The following is a 23,716-nucleotide window of genomic DNA, read 5'->3' on the forward strand; positions in this document are numbered from 1 at the left end:
TTAATTTTTTGCACCAATGCCATCCATAACGTCTTTATAAAAAAATCTCTAAGTTTTCACCTACATAAGCTAAAACGTGTTTATAAAGCGTTTAAGACATCATCCAACCATCAAATTTTTAAAATCAAAGAGTTAGTAACTAGCTACTCTATAGTTTTTTACCATTTTTCTTCCTGGTAAATTTCTTAAATACTTGTAGCCCAAATTAGTTGTATTTAAAAGCAGCCAATACTAATTCCCACTGTATAAAGGGACGGATAGAAAATTAATGAAAAAGAAGCCATACTGAAGTAAATAAAATAGCGAGATTTAAATAGCATTTGAAATCAAAATTATTGGATAAAAAAAGTCGTGGAATCAGCAAAAAAAATGCTGAAGAAGTCCGAAATAAACATATATGTTGCAAAAAAACTAAATGCTGTAATTGCAGTAAAAAGTATAGTATAATAGCCTTAGCAAAAATATGTTTGTATTTCAAAAACAGTACTAACTGCATAGATAAAGCACCTAAAACTTGAAAGAGAAGAAAATTACTTGCTTCTCCTCAACGTTGTAGAACAACTAGATTGAATCAGAGTCAATTTGAACAAGTTGAAATATGGATATAAAAAAACTAATATTACCATTAAAAAAATGAGAACAAGAATTCAGGAAAAATTTGGCTTAAATGTTAGCAAGTCTATAGCATACTATAATATGCAAAAAATGAAATTTCATATATTATGTCAAGACCAATCCATAATAAACAAAATAAAGGTAGACAGGAAAAATTTAAGAAAATTTAATGAGATTACTGTAAGTATCCTGGATAATAGTTATTTTTCTTGGGTGAATCACGTCTTGGCACACATTCAAAAATTGAGCATTGGTAATTTAAAAAGGGCGTTAGAATGCATGGTTAAAGTAAAACTAGATAGACAAAATTTTTATCTCTACAGTGCAGTTGATCCTAGAAATGGAGAGAGCTTTAGTTTATTTGTACTGAATGTCAACACTGATTATATGAATATATTTCTTGAACAAATATTATAATATTTAAGAACATGAGAAGCCTTTTTTGTTATGGATTGTATTAGTTGACGTAAGTAGAAAAATTTAAAGTTACCTAAAAATATCGAGATTATATACCATCACCATATTAACCTAAACTTAATCCTATTGAGAGACTTTGTTTACATATAAAACAGAACATTTCATATGATAAGGTTTATAATATAATTGTTCTGCTTGATGGCACCTTAATATACAAATTTATCATCCCTCTTTCTCACTTCGCAATTAAACAAACCACTGTAATGTGGGTGGGTCACTTGCTTGACTCACTAACAATGAAAATTAGTATTAGGTACTTTATTCACGTAGTTAATACTATTCTAAAATGTAACATATTTTTGTTGCGGCTATTATGTTGTGCTTTTTTATTGCAATTTACAGCATTTAGTCTTTTTATAAAATAAATGTTATTTCAGACTTTCTTCAAGCATTTTTGCTGATTCCACGACTTTTTCACCTAATAATTTTGATTATAATGCTATTTAAACCTTGCTATTTTACTTGCTTCAGCATGGTTTCTTTTCTATTACTGTCTATCTGTTCCTGTACAGGAGAGTAGAAATTGGTATGACTAGGAATCCTTTTTCTCGTTTGATATATTTTTTAATATTTTGCAGCTATCGTCATCACACCGCTTATTAATAAGATCTAGAGATATTACGAATGAATCGTGATATGATGAATTTGCTTAGCATTACACGTTGTAAATAACACCGTCTTGGTAAATTAAAATTACAATATTTGTACAGCTGTGTATCACATTACCTAGATGATATAGGGAAAGGAAAAAATGTAATGATACCCAGCCTCAATGCTTGTACAGTTATGCAACCTAGACCTAAATTCTCTTAATTATGATTTCAATATCACAAATTTCGAGAATGTAAATCATTTAAAATAATATAAAAAATATGTTATAATTAAGGTATAGTAAATGTGAACAAGTCAATTATGACAAAAATATTAATCTCACAAACAAAGAACCGGGAGTCTTCAAAGATGTCCATTCAGGAAGTTAACAAAGATGAGAAAATCTTTAAAAAAGAAAAGCATCAGTTAATCTATCGTGCTTTTCTAGACATTTTAGAGAATCCAGAGAAGCAAATACAACAGAAAATAAACAAAACACAAGAAAAACTACAAAGAGAGTTCTCAGAACAGGAAATACAAAAATTGCGGCGTAAACAACAGTCATTAAAGGAACTATTAAATAGGCTAAAGAATAAAGATGAAAAGAAGATTTTTGCTTTTGTATTTGAGAACAGCGAAAGGGTATTCAACAATGTTAGTCCAAAAATAAAATCACTTAGTGAAGAAGATCTTTCTCAGTTTTTACTTTCTGTATTTAAAGAAATTAGAGAAAAAAAATTAGCTAATGAAGAGAATTTAAAAAGTAATGAGATAAAAAAAATTGTAGCTGAGTGTGTTCGCAAAGAAGCTTGGCATCAATTTACTGATTTTGCTAAATACCAGATACCTGGTAGAGGATTATTAGAAAAAATACCAAGTCTTGGAAAAGTTTTAATTGTTAAAAAAAAAGAAGATGAACCACCACTTAGTGACGAAGAAATAGTAACAACGTTCTTACGCAAATCTTTACTACCTATCATTGCTTTAACATCTACAATATTATTCATAAGCTCAACTTTATTATCCGGTATTTTTCACTTTATAACAATAGGATTTGCTATTTTTTGTTTTGCTACTGCTGAATATAATGCAATAAAAAGCCTCTTTTCAAATAATAAACCAGGTACTTTGTATAACCCTCACCCACAAGAAGAAGAAAAGAAAAAAGAACAATGGAATGAGGAATTTCTTGATGGCATTAATAAAATTTTAGAACCAAAAGGTAAAGGAAATAAAAAGAGTGAGCAACCTTCTGTAATAACTAAAAAACAATCGGCTCAAGAAAAAGTAAAAGATAATACACCATTTACTAAACTTGAAGGAACTACTATAAATCAACAAAGTAAAGACCAAAGTCCTCAGAGTGTGAATGCCACTAGCTTATAATTCAGCTCCACATATTTGTTCACGGAGTGGCAAAATAAGATAAACAAGGCAGTATACAAAGGTATAATAATAAAGCAAAAGTGAAGTAACATGGCAAACTTTTTAGAACTACGCAAAAATCTAAAGCAGAAAATAGCAAGTTAGAAGAAAAATAAAAAGATTTAAAAAGAGAGAATGAAAGTTTAAAGCCAGAGAACAAGACTTTGAAGATAGAAAATGCCGATACAATTCCCACTTTATAAAGAATAATGGATAGACAATAATGGAAGGAAGCTTTACTGAAGTAAGTAAAACACAAGATTTAAATAGCGTTGAAATCAAAATGATTGAATGAAATAGTCGTGAAATCAGCAAAAAAAATGCTGAAGAAAGTGCGAAATAACATATATGTTACAAAAAAACTAAATGCCGTAAATTACAATAAAAAAGCACAACATAACAGCTGCAACAAAAATATGTTACATTTTAGAATAGCATTGACTACGTGAATAAAAGCACTTAACACCAATTCTCATTGGTAGTAGGTTAAGTAAGTGACATTATAGAGTTGTTTAATTGCGAAGTGAGAAAAAGAAATAATAAATTTGCATATAAGGTGCCCTCAAGCAGAGCAATTATATTATAAACTTTATCATACAAAATGTTCTGTTTTGTATGCAACCAAAGTCTCTCAATAAGATTGAACTTAGGTGAGTATATAATTTCGATATTTTTTAGGTAATTTAAAATTTTTTGACTTATGTCAATTAGCATAATCCATAACAAAAAAAAGGCTTCTCGTGTTCTTAAAATATTATAACATTTGCCCAAGAAGTATATTCATACAATCAGTATTGACATTCAGTATAAATAAACTAGAATCTTCTCTATTTTTAAAATAGATTGCACTGCAGAGATGAAAATTTTATCTACCTAATTTTACTTTAACCTATGTTCTAATGCCCTTTTTAAACCACCTGTGCTAACTTTCAAATGTACGCTAAGCCGCAATTCACCAAAGAAAAATAACTCCTAATCTTGTTTATTATGAATTGGTCTTGATGTAATATATGAAACTTCATTTTTACATATTACAGTGTATTATAGACTTGCTGATACATTCAAGCCAAAATTTCCCTAGATTTTCTTCTTATCCTTAATTTCTTTGATGGTAATATTTAGGACTTTCTCGTATCCATATTACCTTATTCAAATTGACTATAATTCAGTCTAATTTTTCTACTAAATTAAGGGAAGAGTAAACAATTTTACTTCTCTTTCAAATCTTAGTGCTTTATCTATGTAATTAGTACTGTTCTTGAAATGAAACATATTTTTGCTAAGGCTATTATACTGTGCTTTTTTGCTACAATTATAGCATTTATTTTTTTGTACATATGCATTACTTTGCACTTTCTTTCACATTTTTTGCTGATTCCGCGACTCCTCTATCTAATAATTTTGATTTCACAACGCTATTTTAAACTTTGTTATTTTACTTACTTCAGCATGGCTGCCTTCCCATTATGATCTACCCACTCTTTATACAATAGGAATTGGTATAAAATTCACTTACCCTCTATATTTAATATATTATAAAAAATACTATAGTTAGTATTTCAGCAATTGTCAATCGCTTAACATGACATTAACAAATCGCACAAGAACTTATAAGCAAGCTTCTATAAATTACATACCGCCTTGCTTCACAGGTACCAATTCCCCTACATGCTACAAAATCTACTGTAGCAACACCTACTTTAACTATCTATACCCTCGCAGGTTGGACAAGCTTTTTGAAAAGGGCCTTATAGAAAAACTGCTTGTAAATAGCCGTTAACATTATATAATATATTATTTCTAATAAAGTTTAAATTAGAGGTCACATTGCATGAATAATAATGATCCAACTATAAATCTACCTATCAATATCAGGAAATTATCATCAAACAAATTTATAGAGGAGATGTATCAAGACCAATTTGAAGATCAAGATAATGTTTTACTTGAAGATTCTTTCATTAATAAAATCAAGGAAGGAGATGCAGTAGAAGGTGTAATTACAAGAGTGAACCCTAATGATATCGTAGTTGACATTGGGCTAAAGTCTGATGGAAGGATTCCAATCAAGGAATTCAGTTATAATGATAAAATTGTTATTGGGTCCAAAGTCAGAGTATACGTAGAAAGAATTGAAGATTATCATGGCAACATAGTTCTTAGCCGTGAAAAAGCAATTAGGGATGAAAAATGGAATAAGCTAGAAGAAGATGCAGTTACAAAAGCTGAAGTAAGCGGAGTAATTAAACGTTCAATTAAATGTGGCTTTATTGTTGACCTTGGTGATGGAATAAGCGCTTTTTTACCGCTAAGCCATGTAGATTTAAAGCAAGTAAAAGATGCTAAGCACCTTATTGAAACTGAACAAAAGTTTATCGTGCTTAAAATGGATAAGAAACAGGGCAACATTGTGGTATCAAGAAAGCTGGTATTAGAAAAATTGCACGCTGGTGAAAAAACTAAGTTCTTAGAATCTTTAAATGAGGGCGATATAATAGAAGGGAAAATAAAGAGTATCACTCATTACGGTGTATTCGTCGGTATTCATGAATCAGATGCAGTAGGAGTGATAGACGGACTGCTACATATTACAGACATCTCTTGGAGCAGAGTGAGCCATCCATCTGCAGTTTTTACTTGTGGTCAGCTCATAAAAGTTAAAATTATAAAAATAGACAAAGAAAATGCGAAAGTTTCTCTAGGTATAAAGCAGCTAGAGAATAATCCCTGGCAAGATGCAGAGTCAAATTACCAAGTTGATAGCATACATAAAGGCCATATAACAAGTATAGAAGATTATGGATTATTTGTTGAACTTAAACCTGGAATTGAAGGTTTAGTACACTCATCGGAAATAACTTGGGTTAAAAATAATCTGCCAATTAGCAGTCTTGTAACTAGGGGACAAGAGGTATCTGTCAAAATTCTCAATGTTGACGTCACTAAAAATAGAATGAGCTTAAGCATGAAAAGATGTGTAGATAATCCCTGGCAAGTATTTGTCAATAAATATTCTCCTGGTTCTATTGTTTCTGGTAAAGTTAAAAATAATACAGGCTTATACATGTCCGTTACTTTTGATGATGATGAAATAGATGAAAACGTAGAGGGAATAATTTATGCACAAGATCTAAGCTGGTCTAAAAATGGTTCAGATGAGATAAAAAAGTATAATGTTGGTGACACAATAGAAGCAAAAGTAATAAGAGCTAATGTAAATCGAACAAGAATTTATCTTGGTATAAAACAAATAGAGTACGACCCTCTTATAGAGCTGATAAAGAAAGTTAAAGTAGGAGATAAAATGCAGGTTACTGTAGGCAAAAGAGAAGATAGCGGGCTAGTTGTTGAAGTTGAAAATGATGTAGCTCTCTTAATAGATCAAGAATATCTACCGGAAAGCAAAAAGTTTTCTATATCAGATAAAATAGAAGTTGAAGTATTAGGTATTGAAGAATACAATATAGTACTATCTGCTAAATAATATGTAATTTTAGCTTTGCGTAAATGGCAACGAAATCTAATATAATAATGAAAGTGGCAAAAAGGCATCCTCTTTTAGATAAGGTAGTTATAGCAGCTATAGTTAATAGATTTTTTAAGATACTTTCAAGTACACTGGAGCGTCATAACAGAGTTGAAATTAGGGGATTTGGTTCTTTTTCAATTAGGAATTACAATCTAAAAGACACAAGTCATTTGATATTACAGAAGTTTGCAAAAAATCAATACTTTAAAACATATTTTCGCAGCAGTAAAAAATTATCCAATTTAATAAATGAATAAAAGTTTATATTGCAAATTAGATAAAAGTAGAGGTTAACTTAACCATCTACAATAAAAGTTTTCACCATGATATGCAAGTACTAGAAATAGTTATATACAATAGTATATATAAAATATCTTGTGAAAGTGGAAAGGTGAATTGTTTATTACATCTTGCTAATAGCCTTAACAAACTACTTAGTTCTATATCTTACCAAAACCGAAAGTAAAGGTTCGAGTGCACTAAATTTCCTACTTGTAGCATTGATTCTTGAGGATAAAGTTTTAAATCTAACAAAAAAGCTAAATGAAGTAAATCAAAAACGTGAAAACTACAGAAATGAAAAAAGAATAGAATATACCAAAGTGTTAGATAGAGTAAATTAAGATCATCGAGTGCACAAAGGGTTAGTTTTAATAAAATGAGTAATTAAATTGACTATCTTACTACTTAAGTTAGAAGGAAGATTTATCTTGCAAGTTATGTAGTAATATAATTCATAATCATCAAGATCAACTATTTTCTCATACTCAATTAGTTCATTCAGAGAAAATTTATCAAGATATTTCAGTGCAAAGTGCCCTAAAAGAATATTGGTTTCTTTGCAGCCTCTATTCCAGCTTCTATATATCAATTTTTTTCTTAATAAAGAGGCATCTGTCATTATCATTAAGTTTTTTTCAATTAAAAGCTTAAATTAAGCACTTGTCAAGCGAGGCATATTTTAATATACTTAACGCTTGGTTAAGATCTAAAAAATACAGGTGGAACTAATTTCTAATCTTATCCATCAATTTGGCGATGGAATATACAATCTTTTGTCATTTTCTTTAATCATCTCTGTCGTAGTATTTGTACATGAATATGGACATTACATTGTTGCTAAAGCATACAAGGTTAAAGTCGAGTCTTTTTCTATAGGATTTGGTCCTGAAATTTTTGGTTTTTACGATAAGTCTGGAACCAGATGGAAATTAAGTACCGTTCCACTTGGCGGCTATGTTAAAATGGTAGGAGACAGCAACGCAGCAAGCGTTCCAATTGATCAACAAGAATTAACCAAAGAGGAAAAATCATATTCGCTCCATACAAAACCTCGATATCAAAGAGCAGCAATAGTTTCTGCAGGCCCATTTGCAAATGGGATATTTTCCGTTGTAGCCTTGACGATATTTTTTAGCACAGTAGGTTATTATCACACTCCACCGATAATTGGAAAGGTGATTGAAGGTAGTGCAGCAAAATATGCTGGCCTATTACCAGGCGATACTATTACACAAATCAATGAGTATAAAATAAAATACTTTGAAGATATTTCACGTGTAATGATGTCAAACCCTGAGACAAAAATAGAAATTAAATATAGTAGAAATAATGAGAAGCTTAGCACTAGCCTTACTCCATCGATAATTGAAGATAAGGATATTTTTGGCAATATAATAGAAAAAAAAACCATAGGAATTACTTCAATTAATATAAAGGAGTTAAAGCAGTCATCTTTTCTTGGAGCTGTAAGCTTATCAGTAAGCGAAACTTATCATACTATGTACCTAACAATCAAAGCTCTTTTTCAAATTATCATTGGTAAGAGAAGTGTAAATGAAATAGGTGGCCCGATAAAAATCGCAAAATATTCAGGGCAATCAGCCAAAAAAGGATTTATTATAGTTTTATATTTTATGGCAATTATTTCAGCTAATTTAGCTGCGATTAATTTGCTACCAATCCCACTACTTGATGGTGGACATTTATTTCACTACGTTATAGAAGCGCTCATACGCAGAGATTTGAGTTTAAAATATCAAAAATATGCAGCTACTTTTGGTGCTTCCGTTCTACTCTTGCTAATGGCAATCGCAATCTCAAATGATATAAGGCATCTTTTTTAAGATCAATATGAGAAAACTATTTTGTGTACTAATGGTAATTTTTATCTCTTTTCCTACCTTGCTTGCCGCCTCAGAAAACAATGAAAAAACGCAGATAAAGGATATCAAATGCATTGGTAACAAGCGAGTTGATGATCAAACAATAAAGTTTTACATCAAATTAGAGCCAGATAGTTATATAAACGATAATGACATAGATTCGATTATAAAAAGCCTATATAAAACAAAGTTATTTGCCAGCGTCCATGCTTATATCGATAATGAAAAAAAACTAGTAATAAAAGTACAAGAAAATCCATTGATTAATAAGGTAATATTAAAAGGCAATAAACAATTTAAAAGCAAAGAATTGCTAAATAACGTAATCCAATCAAAACCTTTAACTATTTTCACTGAGACAAAATTGCAAAGTGATTTAGTGAATTTAGTCACTCTCTACAGGCATAATGGTAAGATTAGTGTTAAAATTGAATATGAGCTGAATAAGCTTAATGGTAATAGGGTTAATTTAACCTTTAAAGTAAAGGAAGGTAAAACCTCTAGAGTTAAGAGTGTGAAATTTATAGGTAGTAAAAACTTTTCTGAAAATGAGCTAGAGCAAGCTATTAAAATGCAAAGTAATGATATATTTAATAAATTATTTAGAGCCATTTTTAAAAGTGGAAATCATTATTCGCCACAGTATTTGTTAATTAATGAAGAATTACTTAATCGCTTTTATTCATCTAAGGGTTATATCAACAATAGTATTCAGCCAATTGCTGAGATTGATAATAATAATCAAATAGAGTTAACTTTTTTGATTGATGAAGGACAACAATATTTGTTTGGAAATAATGAAGTTAATATTGAAGCTGAAATTCAAGATCCAGACCTAAAAAAGAAAGTATTGGAATTGATAATTAAAAAAGACAATACAGTATTTGATATGGTTAAAGTGAAAAATGTGGCGGAAAAGATAAACAAGTATCTAAACGAGATAGGATATATATTTGCAAAAGTTGATCCAGAATATGTACAGCACGATAATGTTGTAGATGTAACCTATAGAGTGCTGCCAGGTAAAAAGATTTATATAAATCAAATTACAATCGACGGTAATAATCGTACTTTAGACAAAGTAATCAGAAGCAAGCTAAGTGTAGCAGAAGGTGATGCCTATAATACATCTGAAATTCAAAAATCACATAGAAGACTAATCGGTAGTGATTTTTTTGAAACAGTAAAGATAAATAATTATACAATTAATGATAGCGCAGTAAATCTTAATGTAAATGTTAAAGAAAAAAGCACCACCTTGTTGTATTTAGGAGGAGGTATATCTTTTCCTGGTGGAGCATTTATAAAAACTGATTTCAAAGACCGTAATTTATTTGGTACTGGAAAAGAGCTCTCTTTTGCTCTTGAAAAAAGTCAATATGTATTTTCTACCAACGTGGAAGTTGTTGAAAATAATTTTAATGATTCTGATACATCATTAGGTATAGATGTATTTTATGAAAGGCAAGATAAACCAAACACTACTTTTGATAGCTATGATTGGGGAGGAACAACACAATTATCACATAAAATTATAGAAAACTTAACTAATTCTATTCGTTATTCTTATAAGTATAACCATATACACATGGACAATAATGGTGAAAAAGATGAAGATATCTCTGAAATAATACGAAGTCAACAAGGTGAATACCAAATTTCATCAATAGGATACACATTAACATATAATAAACTGGACAATTTTTATGCTCCAAAAGATGGGTATTTATTACGCTTAAGCCAGGATATCTCTGGACTTGGAGGAAATATGAATTTTCTAAAATCTGAATTCTTATCTTTTTATACGCATCCTATATTAAGTAGGATTGACGATGATATAATACTGCGTTTTAAAATGGCAGCAGGTTATATTTTTTCCTACTCTGATAAAGAGCTAAACATTGGCCAGCGCTTTTTTAAAGGCGGTAATGAAATTAGGGGGTTTGACCTCTCTGGTATTGGGCCAAGAGCAAAAGATAAAAATAAAAGTTCGTTAGGAGGCAAAACTTATTTTAACCTAACACAACAAGTGGACTTTCCTCTACCAAAATTATACAATTACACCGGTATTAAAGGCTCATTATTTCTTGACTATGCAACGCTTTTCGGCTTAGATATTAAAAAGGAGTATGAGGGGAAATATCACGATAGTAAGCTTGTGAGAGTTTCATCAGGCCTTGGATTTTCAATGCCTTCTCCTTTTGGTGGCAGACTTAGGTTAGATTTTGGATTTCCTTTAGCTAAGGAACCTTATGATATAATACCACCATCAAATATTAAATTTTCTATTGAAGTCGGGATTTAAATGAAATATATACAATTATTTATATCAGTTATTGCATTAATTATTTCCTTGTTTACAGGTTATAAGGTTGTAAAACCCCAACATCATGGTGCACTCAACATAAAAGTCGCAATTATTGATAGTGACAAAGTTATCAATGAATCTCTTACTTTGCACAATATACAACAGCAAATAAAAGAGCAAAACTCTAAGCTGCAGCAGGAGTTCGAAAATGAGCTAGATAAACTTAAGCCTTCCAAAGAAGAACTTGAACTCTTGTCAGAAGAAGCAAAAAAAGAAAGGGCTGAGCAATTTAACAAGCTAGCTTTAAGTGCTAGAGATAATTACAATGAAAAAATGTCATACTTAGAAGAAAATTATAAAGATGCAGTAGATAGTGTATTTAACAAGGTAAAAAAAATTGCTAAAAAAACGGCAAAAAAAAACAACATAGGCTTGGTATTATTTATTTCAAAGAAAAATCAAGTTTTATACTCTATGGATGAAATTGATTTATCAGATATAGTATTAAAAAATATAAATGAGGAAACACCAGAATTTATTTTAAAAGGCATTAACTAGGGCTTAATTCAAGGGGTATCATGCAGTGTAATATTAGTGATATTATAAAAATACTACCACATTCTTATCCATTTCTCTTGGTAGATAGAGTGATAGAATGTGATCCAGGTAAAAGTATAAAAGCAATTAAAAATGTAACCTTCAATGAGCCGTTTTTTATTGGCCACTTCCCCAGTTATCCAATAATGCCAGGAGCTTTAATAGTTGAAGCTTTGGCCCAAGCATCCGCAATATGCATTCTTAGCAGAGGCAACAAAAGTATTGCGGAAAATAAAGTTGTTTACCTTATGTCCATTAAAAATGCAAAATTCAGAAAGCCAGTTACTCCGGGAGATACATTGATACTTCAAGCTGATTTTAAAAATGCGCGTTTAAGTGTATGTAAATTTGAGTGTTTTGCATATGTTGGCAAAGAAAAAGTTGCAGAAGCAACAATTTTAGCTATGCTGCAAAACATACAAAACCTTTATCTGTAAAAAACAGCGTATCTACTGTATAATAAGCAATGCTACTGGATTTTAATACCTCATTTTCGAATTTATACACCCGCAATGGATTGATAAAATTAGACGAGGCATTTTTAGATTATATTAAATCATGCGATGAAGATTTATTTTGCTCATTGATTAAAGCAAGAGAAGAAACAGCCCATGCAAGGTCATCTCAGCACTGGACATCAGAATTTAAAAAAAAAGAACCAGTGTTAAGCAAAAAAAAAACAGCTTTTCCGTTGGAGCCATCCCAGGGCACAATACTGGAATCCGAAAAATACTCAATGTTAACTAATCAAATGACAGATAGCCAATTGATTATAGATCTTGCATACTTACTCGATGAGTTTATCGCAAAACTTTTCAACATTAAAAAAGAAATAGAAGAGTTAAAAAAAAAGCATAACGACTTCGCTATAATATACAAATGCAAAAGGTTATTTATTCAACGCTATGCATTGAAGAAATACACCGATACAACGAATATAGACATTGATCATGTTACTAGTAAACTAAATCTCTTTCTTGCATTACCAACAACAGAAAAAAAATTTGCTGAGCAGGTAATGAACTGGTTTGAAGATAGAGAAAATCATAAAGATGAAATAGAACTCGCAGCACAATATGCAGTATGGAAAGTGACAAATAAACAAAGTACATTCTTTAGCATTCACAGAAAAATTGACCACGAAAATCTCATATCACTTTCTAAAAAAGAAGTGGACAAAGTTGAAGTGTTGTATTCAAACGAAATAAAAAGACGATATGGCTTTGACTTAACAAGTGAAAAGGTAAGTTTAGATAAAGCATTAGATAATGCTCACTATTGCATATTTTGTCATAAGCAAAATAAGGATAGCTGTTCAAAGGGGTTATTGGAAGCTCCGATATCATCCTGGCGCGTGATGCAAGAATCCCAAAAAAAAGAAGAATGGATCTCAGTATCAAGCACTAGGATGACAGGAGAATACATTCCTCTGTCAGAGGAATGCATAAAAAGTCCACTGAATAACTACAATACTTTTAAAAGATCCTTACTAGAAGTTGAATTGCACGGTTGTCCACTGGAACAGAAAATATCAGAAATGAATCTAGTAAAAAGCGAAGGGTACAACATAGCAAGCCTTGCAATTGTGATGATAGATAACCCGCTGTGTGCAGCTACCGGACATAGAATATGCAATGACTGCATGAATTCGTGCATATATCAAAAACAAGAGCCTGTGAATGTACCAATGATTGAAACAAGAATTTTAGATGATGTGCTTAGTTTGCCGTACGGATTTGAAATATATTCTCTACTTAGCCGTTGGAACCCTTTAAATTTTCACCGGCCATTACCAAAAGAAAATACTGGAAAAAACGTCCTAGTTGTTGGACTTGGTCCAGCAGGCTTTAATTTAGCTCATCATTTATTAAACGATGGACACAATGTTATCGCCATTGATGGATTAAAAATAGAGCCTTTAATCGATGATTTTCAGCCGATTAAATATTTTAAACATGAAAAATTAAGTGAACGCATAGCCGGTGGGTTCGGTGGAGTGGCAGAATACGGCATCACTTCTAGGTGGAATAAAAACTATTTAAAGATCATTAGATTATTACTGGAAAGACGTGAGAATTTTGCAATCTACGGAGGCATTCGCTTCTGTGGCACAGTAACCGTTGATGATGCGTTCAATTTAGGTTTTGATCACATAGCCTTAGCACTTGGTTCTGGCAAATCACGAATAATAAAAATAAAGAATATACTAGCTCGCGGAGTGCGTATAGCTTCTGATTTTCTGATGTCACTACAACTTACCGGTGTTCTCAAATTTAATTCTGTAGCAAACCTACAAATACGTATGCCGATAGTTGTCATAGGCGCAGGACTCACTGCAATTGACACTGCAACTGAAGCTTTAGCGTATTATCCAATTCAAGCAGAAAAATTTCTCCTCCGTTATGAAGTATTAGTCAATAAATATGGAAAAGATTATGTTGAACAAGATTGGACAGAAGAAGAACACGAAATTGCGGATGAGTTTATATCGCATGCGCAGCTGATTCGCAAAGAGAAAGAACTGGCAAAAAAAGAGAATAGAGAAGCAAGAATATCAGAGCTAATGCAAAGCTTGGGGGGAGTAAAAATTATATACAGAAAAGAGCTAAAAGATTCACCAAGTTACCGATTAAATAGCAAAGAGGTGCAAAATGCATTGTCAGAAGGAATCTACTTCATCGAAAACTTAGAGCCAGTTGAAATCTTGACAGATAAATATAGCCATACTGAGTCGATAAAACTGATCAACACAAAATCTCGCGAAATTAAGTATATCAAAGCACGCTCTATCCTTATAGCAGCAGGCACTGAGCCAAATACAGTTATTGCAACAGAAGATAAAAAACATTTTAAATTAAGCAATGGGTATTTCACCCACCTAAACTCATTAGGAGAAGAAGTGGATCCAATATTCTCCCCTAAAATGCAAAATAAAGATAGAATACTAGTATATAAACAAGGTGATAGAACAATTAGTTTTTTTGGCGATCTTCACCCCTCATATAGGGGCAGTGTTGTGAAAGCTATGGCAAGTGCCAAAAACGGTTACCCCATTATTTCCCAGCTTTTGAGTAGAGTTAACACCACTACTGTCATTCCAATATCTTTTCCTATCACCTTAGTACTTAATACTGAAATCTCAGCGCTACACACACAACTATATGAATATTGTGATATAAGAGTAACTTTCATCACAAAGGATATCATCCCAACACTAAACACAGACGTACAAACACCATGGCTTAAGAGTAAGCTTTACCAGAAAGAATATTACCCCAATGCTTCTTTCCTATCATCCCAGCACGTGGCACTGAAACCTAGCAAAATCAATTATAAGCAAGTGCATTATACAACATTTCCTGTAAAATTACCAAAGAACTGGATCTCAGTGCCACGTGCTAGGATGACATCAATTCACCGGACTAATGAAGAATTCTTTAATAAGATTAAAGAACAATTCACTGCGAAAGTAGTAAAAGTCCAATATTTAACAGACAAAGTTGTAGAAGTAGTAATTAAAGCACCACTTGCTGCAAAAAATTTTCAGCCTGGCCAATTCTTTAGGCTACAAAATTTTGAAACCAACAGTAGAAAAATCAATAATACAACTTTTGCTATGGAAGGTATAGCTGTAACCGGCACTGAAGTAGATAAAAAAAAAGGACTTATTTCTATCATTGTGCTAGAAATCGGAGGTTCTACTAACTTATGCAGATTCTTAAGAGAAGGTGAGCAGATTATTCTTATGGGCCCAACTGGTAAGCCTACTGAGGTTTATTAAGTCTGTTCCAGACTGATTGTGCTATAATGTATAGCATACATTAATAAATCCACGCTATAATAGCCCTTTTTATTAAGGCAGTATTATAACATATCATTTAACACTTACCTTTCCAAAGGAATAATATTCTATAAATAAGAACAGTAATAAATTTATAGCAAAAAATGAAGAAGGTAATAGATTTTATATTACTACAGATAATGTTAAAAAGGAAAATTTTCTTTTTGTAAAGATGACAGTAGTGAATGCAAGTTTACACAACACTATGCAATTAAAGATCCAAAAATATGTAACAAGCTTTCGATATTGACAGTGCTGATACCAGTTCTCATCGTTAGTGGATCAGATAAGTGACATTGCAGAGTCGTTTAATTGCTAAGCGAGATAAATTTTGCGCAAAAGCACTCTCAAGCAAAGTAATTGTATTATAGATTTTATCGTACAAAATGTTCTATTTTATATAGAACCAAAGTCTCTCAATAAGATTGAGCTTCGGTGAATATGGTAGTAAGTATATAACCTCGATATTTTTAGGTACTTTTAAATTTTTTGACCTATATCAATTAGCACAGTCCATGATAAGAAAGACTTCTCATGTTCTTAAATGTTGTAACATTTGTTCAAGAAATATATTCACAAGATCAATGTTGACATTCTCAATGCAAATAAGCCAGGTCTTTCTCCATTTCTAAGACTAGCTGTGTACTATAGAGGTAAAAATTTTATCTACCTAATTTTACTTTAACTGTGTTCTAACGCCCTTTTTAAACTGCCCATGTTCAACTTGCGAATGTGTGCAAGCTGTGATTCATCAAAATGAACAACCCTTATTCATGGTACTTATCAATAATTTTATTAAGTTTTTTAAAAACTTTTCCTGTCTACTTTTATCTTATTCATAGTGAATTGGTCTTGACATAATATACAAAAACTCCATTTTTTGCACATTACAGTGTGCCGTAGACTTATTGACATTCAAGCAAGATTTTTCTGAATTTTTATTCTCATTTCTTTAATAGTAATATTAAGGTTTTTCTATATTCATACTTCAACTTATTCAAATTAACTCTGATTCAATCTAATTCATCTATGATGTTAAAGAAAAGTAAACAATTTTATCTCTCTTCTAAATTTTAGGTGCTTTGCCCATGCAGTTAGTGCTATTCTTAAAAATGAAACATATTTTTGCTATAGCTGTTATATTGTGCTTTTTACTGCAATTACAGCATCTAATTTTTTGTAGTATATGTATTATTTTATGTTTTTCAGCATTGCTTTTAGACTCAACGACTTTTTTATCCAATAATTTTGATCTTAACACCATTTAAACCTTGCTATTTTACTTACTTCAGTATAGTTTCTTTCCCATTATTATCTATCCTTTGCCTATATAATGGGCATTACTATAAGATAACAAATAACTCACATTGCTTGATTTCTTTTGCCTTTTTAAAAATTAGCTATACACTTAATTATCCTATCTTTTTATAAAAAAATTATTTAACAAATTTTTGCATTCTCCTTGATCGCAACATTACGAATATTTACACTCACAAAGTCAGTTACTTATCAAGCGTATAAAACATTAATGCCAAGTTCTAAAAAGAAATATTGACCATGATTTCTTTTCCCCTTTTTCCTATTTGATAAGTTTATCAAACATTTACAACTAAAGCACTTTAAAAGTATCTAGGCATTTAAAATTTTTAAAAAACTAATTTGCTCTCTTTTTCGTTTAGTTTAAGTTATACAAAAAGTCTAATATAATGTTTCTTAAGGAGCTTACAGATAAATACTTCTTGTATTCTAGCTCGTGTTAGTTTATCCTTTAAATGAGGGGGGTATAGCTCAGCTGGTAGAGCATCTGTTTTGCACGCAGAAGGTCAGCGGTTCAATCCCGCTTGCCTCCACTTGGTTCGTTTAAGCTTTTCTCTACAGCAATTCATATAATACAAAACCCGCTATAACAGTCTACTTCAACCACTTACATATATAGCCTTTTGGCTCTAATCATTTATTTAAAATTTCCTATTCTTTTCCATAATTTATTATTTTCTAATATTCTTCAAAAAAGGTAGGTACTTTTTTACAATTCCGAGAAAAGTAAACAAGTAAATAAATGAGCTTGTTATGACATTAAAGAGGACTCACTTTCTATATGAACATAGTCTCGATCTAATACCAATTTCAACCTTATAAGGAACGAATAGACAATAATAAAAAAGAAGCTATGCTGAAGTAAGCAAAACAGCAAGGTTTAAATGGCGTGAGATCAAAATTATTGGATAAAAAAGTCGTTGGGTCTAAAAGTAATTCTGAAAAAAACATAAAATAATACATATACTACAAAAAATTAGATGCTGTAATTGCAGTAAAAAGCACAATATAACAGCTATAGTAAAAATATGTTTCATTTTTAAGAATAGCACTAACTGCATGGGCAAAGCACCTAAAATTTAGAAGAGAGATAAAATTGTTTACTTTTCTTTAACATCATAGATGAACTAGATTGAATCAGAGTTAATTTGAATAAGTTGAAGTATGAATATAGAAAAACCTTAATATTACTATTATGAGAATAAAAATTCAGAAAAATCTTGCTTGAATGTCAATAAGTCTACGGCACACTGTAATGTGCAAAAAATGGAGTTTTTATATATTATGTCAAGACCAATTCACTATGAATAAGATAAAAATAGACAGGAAAAGTTTTTAAAAAACTTAATAAAATTATTGATAAGTACCATGAATAAGGGTTATTCATTTTGATGAATCACAGCTTGCACACATTCGCAAGTTGAACATGGGCAGTTTAAAAAGGGCGTTAGAACACAGTTAAAGTAAAATTAGGTAGATAAAATTTTTACCTCTATAGTACACAGCTAGTCTTAGAAATGGAGAAAGACCTAGCTTATTTGCACTGAGAATGTCAACATTGATCTTGTGAATATATTTCTTGAACAAATGTTACAACATTTAAGAACATGAGAAGTCTTTCTTATCATGGACTGTGCTAGTTGATATAGGTCAAAAAATTTAAAAGTACCCAAAAATATCGAGGTTATATACTTATTACCATATTCACCGAAGCTCAATCTTATTGAGAGACTTTAGTTGTATATAAAACAGAACATTTTGCACAATAAAGTTTATAATACAATTGCTTTGCTTGAGAGTGCTTTACACAAATTTATCTCACTACACAATTAAACGACTCCGCAATGTCACTTATTTAACCCACTAACAATGAAATCGTTATCCCTTCAGAGGGCTTTTTCCCCATTATTATCTATCCGTTCCTTATGCAATGGAATTAGTATAAGATGACAGAGTTGTAAAAATAAGTTATTTCTTTATTTTTCAGTAAAAAGGCAGCCTATGGGCATTAAAATTGCACCTTCCATACTTTCAGCAAATTTTGCAAAATTAGGAGAAGAAGTAAAAAGAATTAACAACTTAGGTGCAGATTACATACACATAGACGTTATGGATGGAAATTTTGTCCCAAATATTACAATTGGTCCAGACGTTATCTCTGCAATACGTAAATATACTAATCTTCTTTTTGATGTACACTTAATGATCAAGTCTCCTGGTGACCATATTGAAAGCTTTATAAATGCTGGTGCTAATATCATTACTATACATGTAGAAGCAGAAGTACATCTTGAAAGGCTAATAAGAAAGATAAAGTCATATAAAAATGTAAACGATGCGAAAAAAAAGGTTCAAGTTGGAGTATCAATTGTTCCTTCAACTCCCCCAGGTGTGCTTGAGTATATCATACACGAGTTGGATATTGTATTAATTATGACAGTCAGTCCTGGATTTGGAGGACAGGAGTTTATTTATTCACAACTGAGCAAAATATCTATTGTGAAAAAAATGATACAAGAGCGCGGTCTTAAGACGCAAATTTCAGTAGATGGTGGAGTGAATCTTTCAAATGCTGCTGATATAATAAAAGCAGGTGCAGATATTTTAGTTGCTGGATCAGCAATATTTAGAGCTAAGAATATGAAGAAAGCTGTAAATGACCTTAAAAACCTATCATTGTAATCTTATAGTCCAACACAAAACACTTCTATCATTCTATCAGTAAAAAAATTCTGGATGTGTGAGTGTTATCTACTCTCCTCTCGAGGGGTGAGGTCAATCTCAGTGAATCAAGCCAAAAACGTCCTTAAAGTTGTGGATAATATATATTTCTAATTACCCTTAGCTCATCTTATAAACTAAAAGAAAAGAAATTGAATATGATAGAGTAAACAACATCTGATCAACTTATTAATTATAACTACGCTATAAAATTCATGAAAAAAAATTAACAAATTCACAATAACTCATCTGATGAATTAGTATGGCTACTTCAGCACCCTCCACTATACACAGCAAGAAATTAGTATAACAGATGATAAAGTTGTTAAAAAATCCATTTCCTATACATAAAACATGTATGGGGTAGTAAACACTACATCATGAGCCAGAACACCGTATTATATATCCAATGCCCTAAATCTTTTAAAAAAGAAATATGATATAAAACTGTATATTAGAGACCTTGGTAATTGAATAATAAATGTTATAAAGCACTTTAATATATTTTAAGAATTCAAAAAAGATAAAGTAACGTTTAGATGGATAACAACAGAGTAGAAGAAAAAATAGTAGCTTTTAGCACTCGTTTAAGAAAATAGATAATTTATACCAATTTCCACTGCATAGGAAATGGATAAACAGTAATGAAGAAAGAAGCCTTACTAAAGCAAGTAAAATAGCAAGGTTTAAATGGCGTTTAAATCAAAGATTATCTGGTGAAAAAGTCGTTGAGTCAACAAAAAAAATGCTGAAGAAAGTACGAAATAATATATATGTCATAAAAAAACTAGATGCTGTAATTGCAGTAAAAAAGCACAGTATAACAACCTTAGTAAAAATATATTGCATTTTAAAGACATGCATTAACTGCATAAACAAAGCACCTAAAATTTAAGAGAGAAGAAAAATTATTCACTCCACATTAATGTTCTAGAAAAATTAAATTGAATCAGAGCTAACTTGAACGGATTGAAGTACGGATACAAGAAAACCTAAGACTACCATTAAAGAAATGAGAATAAAAATTTAACTTGAATGTCAATAAATCTATAGTACACCGTAATATGCAAAAATAAAGTTTTTGCATACTATACCAAGACCAATTTATAATAAACAAGATAAAGATAGGTAGAAAGAGTTTAAAAACTTAATAAAAGTATTAATAAGTACAGTGAATAAGAGTTATCTTTGTTTGACAAATCAAGATTCGGCAGACATTTAAAAATTGAACATGGGCAGTTTAAAAAGGACGTAAAATACATGATAAAGTAAAATTAGATAGATAAAACTTTTATCCCTACAGTGCAGTTAATCCTAGAAATGAAGATGGTCATAACTCATTTGCACTGAATGTCAATATTGACCATATGGATATACTTCTTGAACAAATGTTGCAACATTTAAAAACATGAAAAGCCTTTCTTGTCATGTACTGTGCTAGTTGGCATAAGTCAAAAAATTTAAAGGCACTTAAAAATATCAAGATTATATACCTACACCATATTCACCAGAGCTCAATCCTATGAGAAATTTTAGTTGTATATAAAACAGAACATTTTAGACAATAAAGTCTATAATACAATTGCTTTGCGTAAGAGTGCTTTATGCAAATTTATTATTTCCTCTCTCACTCTGCAGTTAAACAACTCTGCAATGTTACTTATTTGACCCATTAACAATGAAAATTAGTATTATTAACCATTCTTAAATAAGAGAACGATAAATTGCTAATATTTTAGCCTTTTTTATCTTTAATTCATCATAGTTGGCAATGTCATAAAGTCAGAAGGAAGTTGAAAAATTTAGGTTGAGTAAGTAAAATTCAAGAAAGCTATAATTTCAAAGAGAAAATTTGGTGAGGTAAAAGTCATGATAAAAAAAAATTTATTGACTTAATTCAACTTTATCCCATATAATTAACTTATTTTATTATTAATTCTCAGCTAGGTACATACTTTTATATAAGTTAAAGGTTAGTAAAACGATAGCTAATCTTGTTCAACTAACAAGCAAGAATGAGAGGAGTTCGTTTTAGTACTGTTTGGAATATTTTCATCTATATAAGTAAAGTTAATGTCCTTTTTAATAGTAGCAAATTGGAAGATGAATGGAACACGTTCCTCATTCGTTAACTTTATAGATAAACTCAACAACAAGAGCAATGAAATTACTTCTAAGCTCGTGATTTGCCCACCTTTTACATTACTTTTAAGTAATATAGAGCTAAATAATAATATTAATATAGGAGCACAGAATTGCCATCATAAAAAATCTGGTTCTTATACAGGTGAAATTAGTGCAGAGATGCTAAAAGAGTTAGGATGTACTTACGTAATACTCGGGCATTCTGAAAGAATGCATGAAACAAATGGTGAAATAAAGCTTAAATCAGAAACAGCAATAGAATTTGGCTTACACCCAATTATTTGTGTAGGTGAAAATTCAGAAGACCATGAGAGTAGTAAAATAAAGGAAGCAATAGAGTACCAATGTAAAAATCGCTTGCCAATACATGGTGAATATACCGTAGCATATGAACCAATATGGGCAATAGGTACAGGACATGTACCAAGCAATAATGCAATTGCTGAGATAATAGAAGTAATACAATCCTATACTAGTAAAAAGCACGTTATATATGGCGGCTCAGTCAATTCAGAAAATATAGAAAATTTATTGAACATCTTAAGTTTGTCAGGAGTTTTAATTGGCAGTGCAAGCTTAGATTTTAATTACTTTTATAAAATAGTACAGCAAGTTGAAAAAGTCTATCAATTCTAAAATTAATAATTAAAGAATCCTGTGATAGATATATATATTAACAGACTTAAGAAATACAAAATAGCAGCATTAATAGTTGCAGCGGGAGTAGGAAGCCGATGTAGTAATACAATTCCTAAGCAATACATAACACTAGCAGGTAAACCTGTTTTATCATATGCAGTCAAAAAACTTTTAACTAGCCAATATATAAATCACGTGAGAGTTGTAATTAACAAAAATCATAAAGATCTTTATAGGGGAATGATAGATTCTCTACACAACTATCACTTAAGTGAAGTAGTACACCCATTCCAATATGCAACACTAGAATCTAGAAAAAAAGAAGAATGGATTCCAGTCTCAAATACTAGAATGACAGGAAGTATAAATACTAAATTACTAAATCCAGTATATGGAGGAGAAAGTAGGAAAAGCTCAGTTAAGCTAGGACTCGAAAGCTTGCAAAAAATCAACCCAGATTTCGTAATTATACACGATGCTTGTAGGCCTTTTGTATCAAATACTCTGATAGATAACTTAGCTCGATCTATGATTAATAACCAATATACAGGAGTAGTGCCAGCAATAGAAGCGGAAGATACTATATCAGTAATAAATGATGATTTCATTGAATCCACAATTTCAAGAGAAAGACTTAGAGCCATACAAACTCCTCAAATTTTCAATTTCAAAGAATTATTATTATACCATCAATTAAATAAAGAATTTACTGATGATTCATCACTAATGGTAGAACACAAAAAACGTATTATAATTATTAAAGGTGAGAAAAGCAATTTCAAGTTAACCACAAAAGAGGATATTAATATGGCAAAGTCTCTTCTTGAAGAACAAAAATATCGTATTGGAATTGGTTATGACATACATAAGTTTATTAAAGCTCAAGATAGGGCTAAGAGTTTTATAAAGATCTGTGGCGTAAAAATCAAGCATGACATGGAAATAGAAGCACATTCTGATGGTGATGTTGCAATGCATGCAGTTGTTGATGCAATACTGGGGGCGCTTGGATATGGCGACATAGGAACATATTTCCCTTCGAATTCCCCTGAATGGAGAGATTGCAATTCATCTTACTTTCTTGATTTTGCTACCAAGAAAGCAAAAGAAAAAGGATACAGTATATCCAACCTAGATATCACTATAGTTTGCGAAGATCCTAAAATATCGCCCTACAAGATGGCAATGAAGAAATTCATATCAGAAATATTAGAGATTGATAGTGAATTTGTAAATGTCAAAGCGACTACTGCAGAAAAATTAGGTTCTATTGGAAGAAACGAAGGAATAGCAGCACATGTTTCCGTGCTATTACATAAAATATAGCTACGCTACACAATTAATAC

The 23,716-nt window shown here is 31.0% G+C and carries 13 protein-coding genes, 1 tRNA gene and 4 pseudogenes; 16 read left to right on the forward strand and 2 right to left on the reverse strand.

Going from position 1 to position 23,716, the window contains the following annotated elements:
* Positions 1–320 precede the first annotated feature (320 nt).
* The 5 genes and pseudogenes from GOY07_RS03735 to GOY07_RS03750 form a co-directional block, all read left to right on the forward strand.
* A pseudogene (locus GOY07_RS03735) lies at positions 321–1,319 on the forward strand (IS630 family transposase); the annotation flags it as partial.
* Between the two features lie 670 nt (positions 1,320–1,989).
* The gene (locus tag GOY07_RS03740; protein ID WP_175838344.1) at positions 1,990–3,069 is read left to right on the forward strand and encodes a hypothetical protein; all 1,080 of its coding nucleotides are present in this window, start codon (positions 1,990–1,992) and stop codon (positions 3,067–3,069) included.
* Between the two features lie 326 nt (positions 3,070–3,395).
* A pseudogene (locus GOY07_RS04230) lies at positions 3,396–3,534 on the forward strand (IS630-like element ISWpi10 family transposase); the annotation flags it as partial.
* 1,405 nt (positions 3,535–4,939) lie between these two features.
* Positions 4,940–6,592, forward strand: a complete 1,653-nt coding sequence (locus GOY07_RS03745) for a 30S ribosomal protein S1 (RefSeq protein WP_175838346.1) — start codon at positions 4,940–4,942, stop codon at positions 6,590–6,592.
* Positions 6,593–6,615: 23 nt separating this feature from the next.
* Positions 6,616–6,894 carry an HU family DNA-binding protein gene (locus tag GOY07_RS03750; RefSeq protein WP_175838348.1) on the forward strand — a complete coding sequence of 93 codons (279 nt, stop codon included), beginning with the start codon at positions 6,616–6,618 and terminating at the stop codon, positions 6,892–6,894.
* Positions 6,895–7,262: 368 nt separating this feature from the next.
* Here GOY07_RS03750 and GOY07_RS03755 read toward each other — a convergent pair whose 3' ends face one another.
* On the reverse strand, positions 7,263–7,538 hold the full coding sequence (locus GOY07_RS03755; RefSeq protein WP_175838349.1) for an FAD assembly factor SdhE: 276 nt from the start codon (positions 7,536–7,538) through the stop codon (positions 7,263–7,265).
* 100 nt (positions 7,539–7,638) lie between these two features.
* Here GOY07_RS03755 and rseP point away from each other — a divergent pair, with 100 nt between their 5' ends.
* Genes rseP through GOY07_RS03780 form a run of 5 tightly spaced genes read left to right on the forward strand, consistent with a single transcriptional unit; the run spans position 7,639 to position 15,488 of the window.
* The gene (rseP, locus tag GOY07_RS03760) at positions 7,639–8,763 is read left to right on the forward strand and encodes an RIP metalloprotease RseP (protein ID WP_175838351.1); all 1,125 of its coding nucleotides are present in this window, start codon (positions 7,639–7,641) and stop codon (positions 8,761–8,763) included.
* Positions 8,764–8,770: 7 nt separating this feature from the next.
* Positions 8,771–11,107: an outer membrane protein assembly factor BamA gene (gene bamA, locus GOY07_RS03765; RefSeq protein WP_175838353.1), complete on the forward strand. Its 2,337-nt coding sequence runs from the start codon at positions 8,771–8,773 to the stop codon at positions 11,105–11,107.
* Positions 11,108–11,668: an OmpH family outer membrane protein gene (locus GOY07_RS03770; protein WP_175838355.1), complete on the forward strand. Its 561-nt coding sequence runs from the start codon at positions 11,108–11,110 to the stop codon at positions 11,666–11,668.
* Positions 11,669–11,688: 20 nt separating this feature from the next.
* A complete protein-coding gene (gene fabZ, locus GOY07_RS03775; protein ID WP_175838356.1) occupies positions 11,689–12,144 on the forward strand; it encodes a 3-hydroxyacyl-ACP dehydratase FabZ in 456 nt (151 codons plus the stop codon).
* Between the two features lie 29 nt (positions 12,145–12,173).
* The gene (locus GOY07_RS03780) at positions 12,174–15,488 is read left to right on the forward strand and encodes an FAD-dependent oxidoreductase (protein WP_175838358.1); all 3,315 of its coding nucleotides are present in this window, start codon (positions 12,174–12,176) and stop codon (positions 15,486–15,488) included.
* A gap of 1,126 nt (positions 15,489–16,614) precedes the next feature.
* Here GOY07_RS03780 and GOY07_RS03785 read toward each other — a convergent pair.
* Positions 16,615–16,812, reverse strand: coding sequence for a hypothetical protein (locus tag GOY07_RS03785; protein WP_175838360.1), 198 nt, complete (start codon positions 16,810–16,812; stop codon positions 16,615–16,617).
* 513 nt (positions 16,813–17,325) lie between these two features.
* Here GOY07_RS03785 and GOY07_RS03790 point away from each other — a divergent pair.
* From GOY07_RS03790 to ispF, 6 genes and pseudogenes are all read left to right on the forward strand, one after another.
* A tRNA-Ala gene (locus tag GOY07_RS03790) sits at positions 17,326–17,398 on the forward strand.
* 356 nt (positions 17,399–17,754) lie between these two features.
* Positions 17,755–18,732: pseudogene (locus GOY07_RS04720) on the forward strand (IS630 family transposase).
* Between the two features lie 134 nt (positions 18,733–18,866).
* Complete coding sequence (rpe, locus tag GOY07_RS03795; RefSeq protein WP_175838362.1) at positions 18,867–19,547, forward strand: ribulose-phosphate 3-epimerase; 681 nt, start codon at positions 18,867–18,869, stop codon at positions 19,545–19,547.
* Positions 19,548–20,331: 784 nt separating this feature from the next.
* Positions 20,332–21,262: pseudogene (locus GOY07_RS03800) on the forward strand (transposase).
* A 397-nt stretch (positions 21,263–21,659) separates the two neighbouring features.
* A complete protein-coding gene (locus GOY07_RS03805) occupies positions 21,660–22,367 on the forward strand; it encodes a triosephosphate isomerase (protein WP_175838364.1) in 708 nt (235 codons plus the stop codon).
* A 30-nt stretch (positions 22,368–22,397) separates the two neighbouring features.
* On the forward strand, positions 22,398–23,696 hold the full coding sequence (gene ispF / locus GOY07_RS03810; protein ID WP_369800442.1) for a 2-C-methyl-D-erythritol 2,4-cyclodiphosphate synthase: 1,299 nt from the start codon (positions 22,398–22,400) through the stop codon (positions 23,694–23,696).
* Positions 23,697–23,716: the final 20 nt, after the last annotated feature.

Source organism: Wolbachia endosymbiont of Litomosoides sigmodontis (assembly GCF_013365435.1).
GTDB lineage: Bacteria > Pseudomonadota > Alphaproteobacteria > Rickettsiales > Anaplasmataceae > Wolbachia.

What these genes read in the sequence shown, in the direction of transcription:
- GOY07_RS03780 (WP_175838358.1), top strand. Translation starts at nt 12,174, where the DNA reads ATGCTACTGGATTTTAATACCTCATTTTCGAATTTATACACCCGCAAT.
- GOY07_RS03770 (WP_175838355.1), top strand. Translation starts at nt 11,108, where the DNA reads ATGAAATATATACAATTATTTATATCAGTTATTGCATTAATTATTTCC.
- bamA (WP_175838353.1), top strand. Translation starts at nt 8,771, where the DNA reads ATGAGAAAACTATTTTGTGTACTAATGGTAATTTTTATCTCTTTTCCT.
- GOY07_RS03750 (WP_175838348.1), top strand. Translation starts at nt 6,616, where the DNA reads ATGGCAACGAAATCTAATATAATAATGAAAGTGGCAAAAAGGCATCCT.
- GOY07_RS03745 (WP_175838346.1), top strand. Translation starts at nt 4,940, where the DNA reads ATGAATAATAATGATCCAACTATAAATCTACCTATCAATATCAGGAAA.
- GOY07_RS03805 (WP_175838364.1), top strand. Translation starts at nt 21,660, where the DNA reads ATGTCCTTTTTAATAGTAGCAAATTGGAAGATGAATGGAACACGTTCC.
- fabZ (WP_175838356.1), top strand. Translation starts at nt 11,689, where the DNA reads ATGCAGTGTAATATTAGTGATATTATAAAAATACTACCACATTCTTAT.
- rpe (WP_175838362.1), top strand. Translation starts at nt 18,867, where the DNA reads ATGGGCATTAAAATTGCACCTTCCATACTTTCAGCAAATTTTGCAAAA.
- GOY07_RS03785 (WP_175838360.1), bottom strand. Translation starts at nt 16,812, where the DNA reads ATGGTGTTAAGATCAAAATTATTGGATAAAAAAGTCGTTGAGTCTAAA.
- GOY07_RS03755 (WP_175838349.1), bottom strand. Translation starts at nt 7,538, where the DNA reads ATGACAGATGCCTCTTTATTAAGAAAAAAATTGATATATAGAAGCTGG.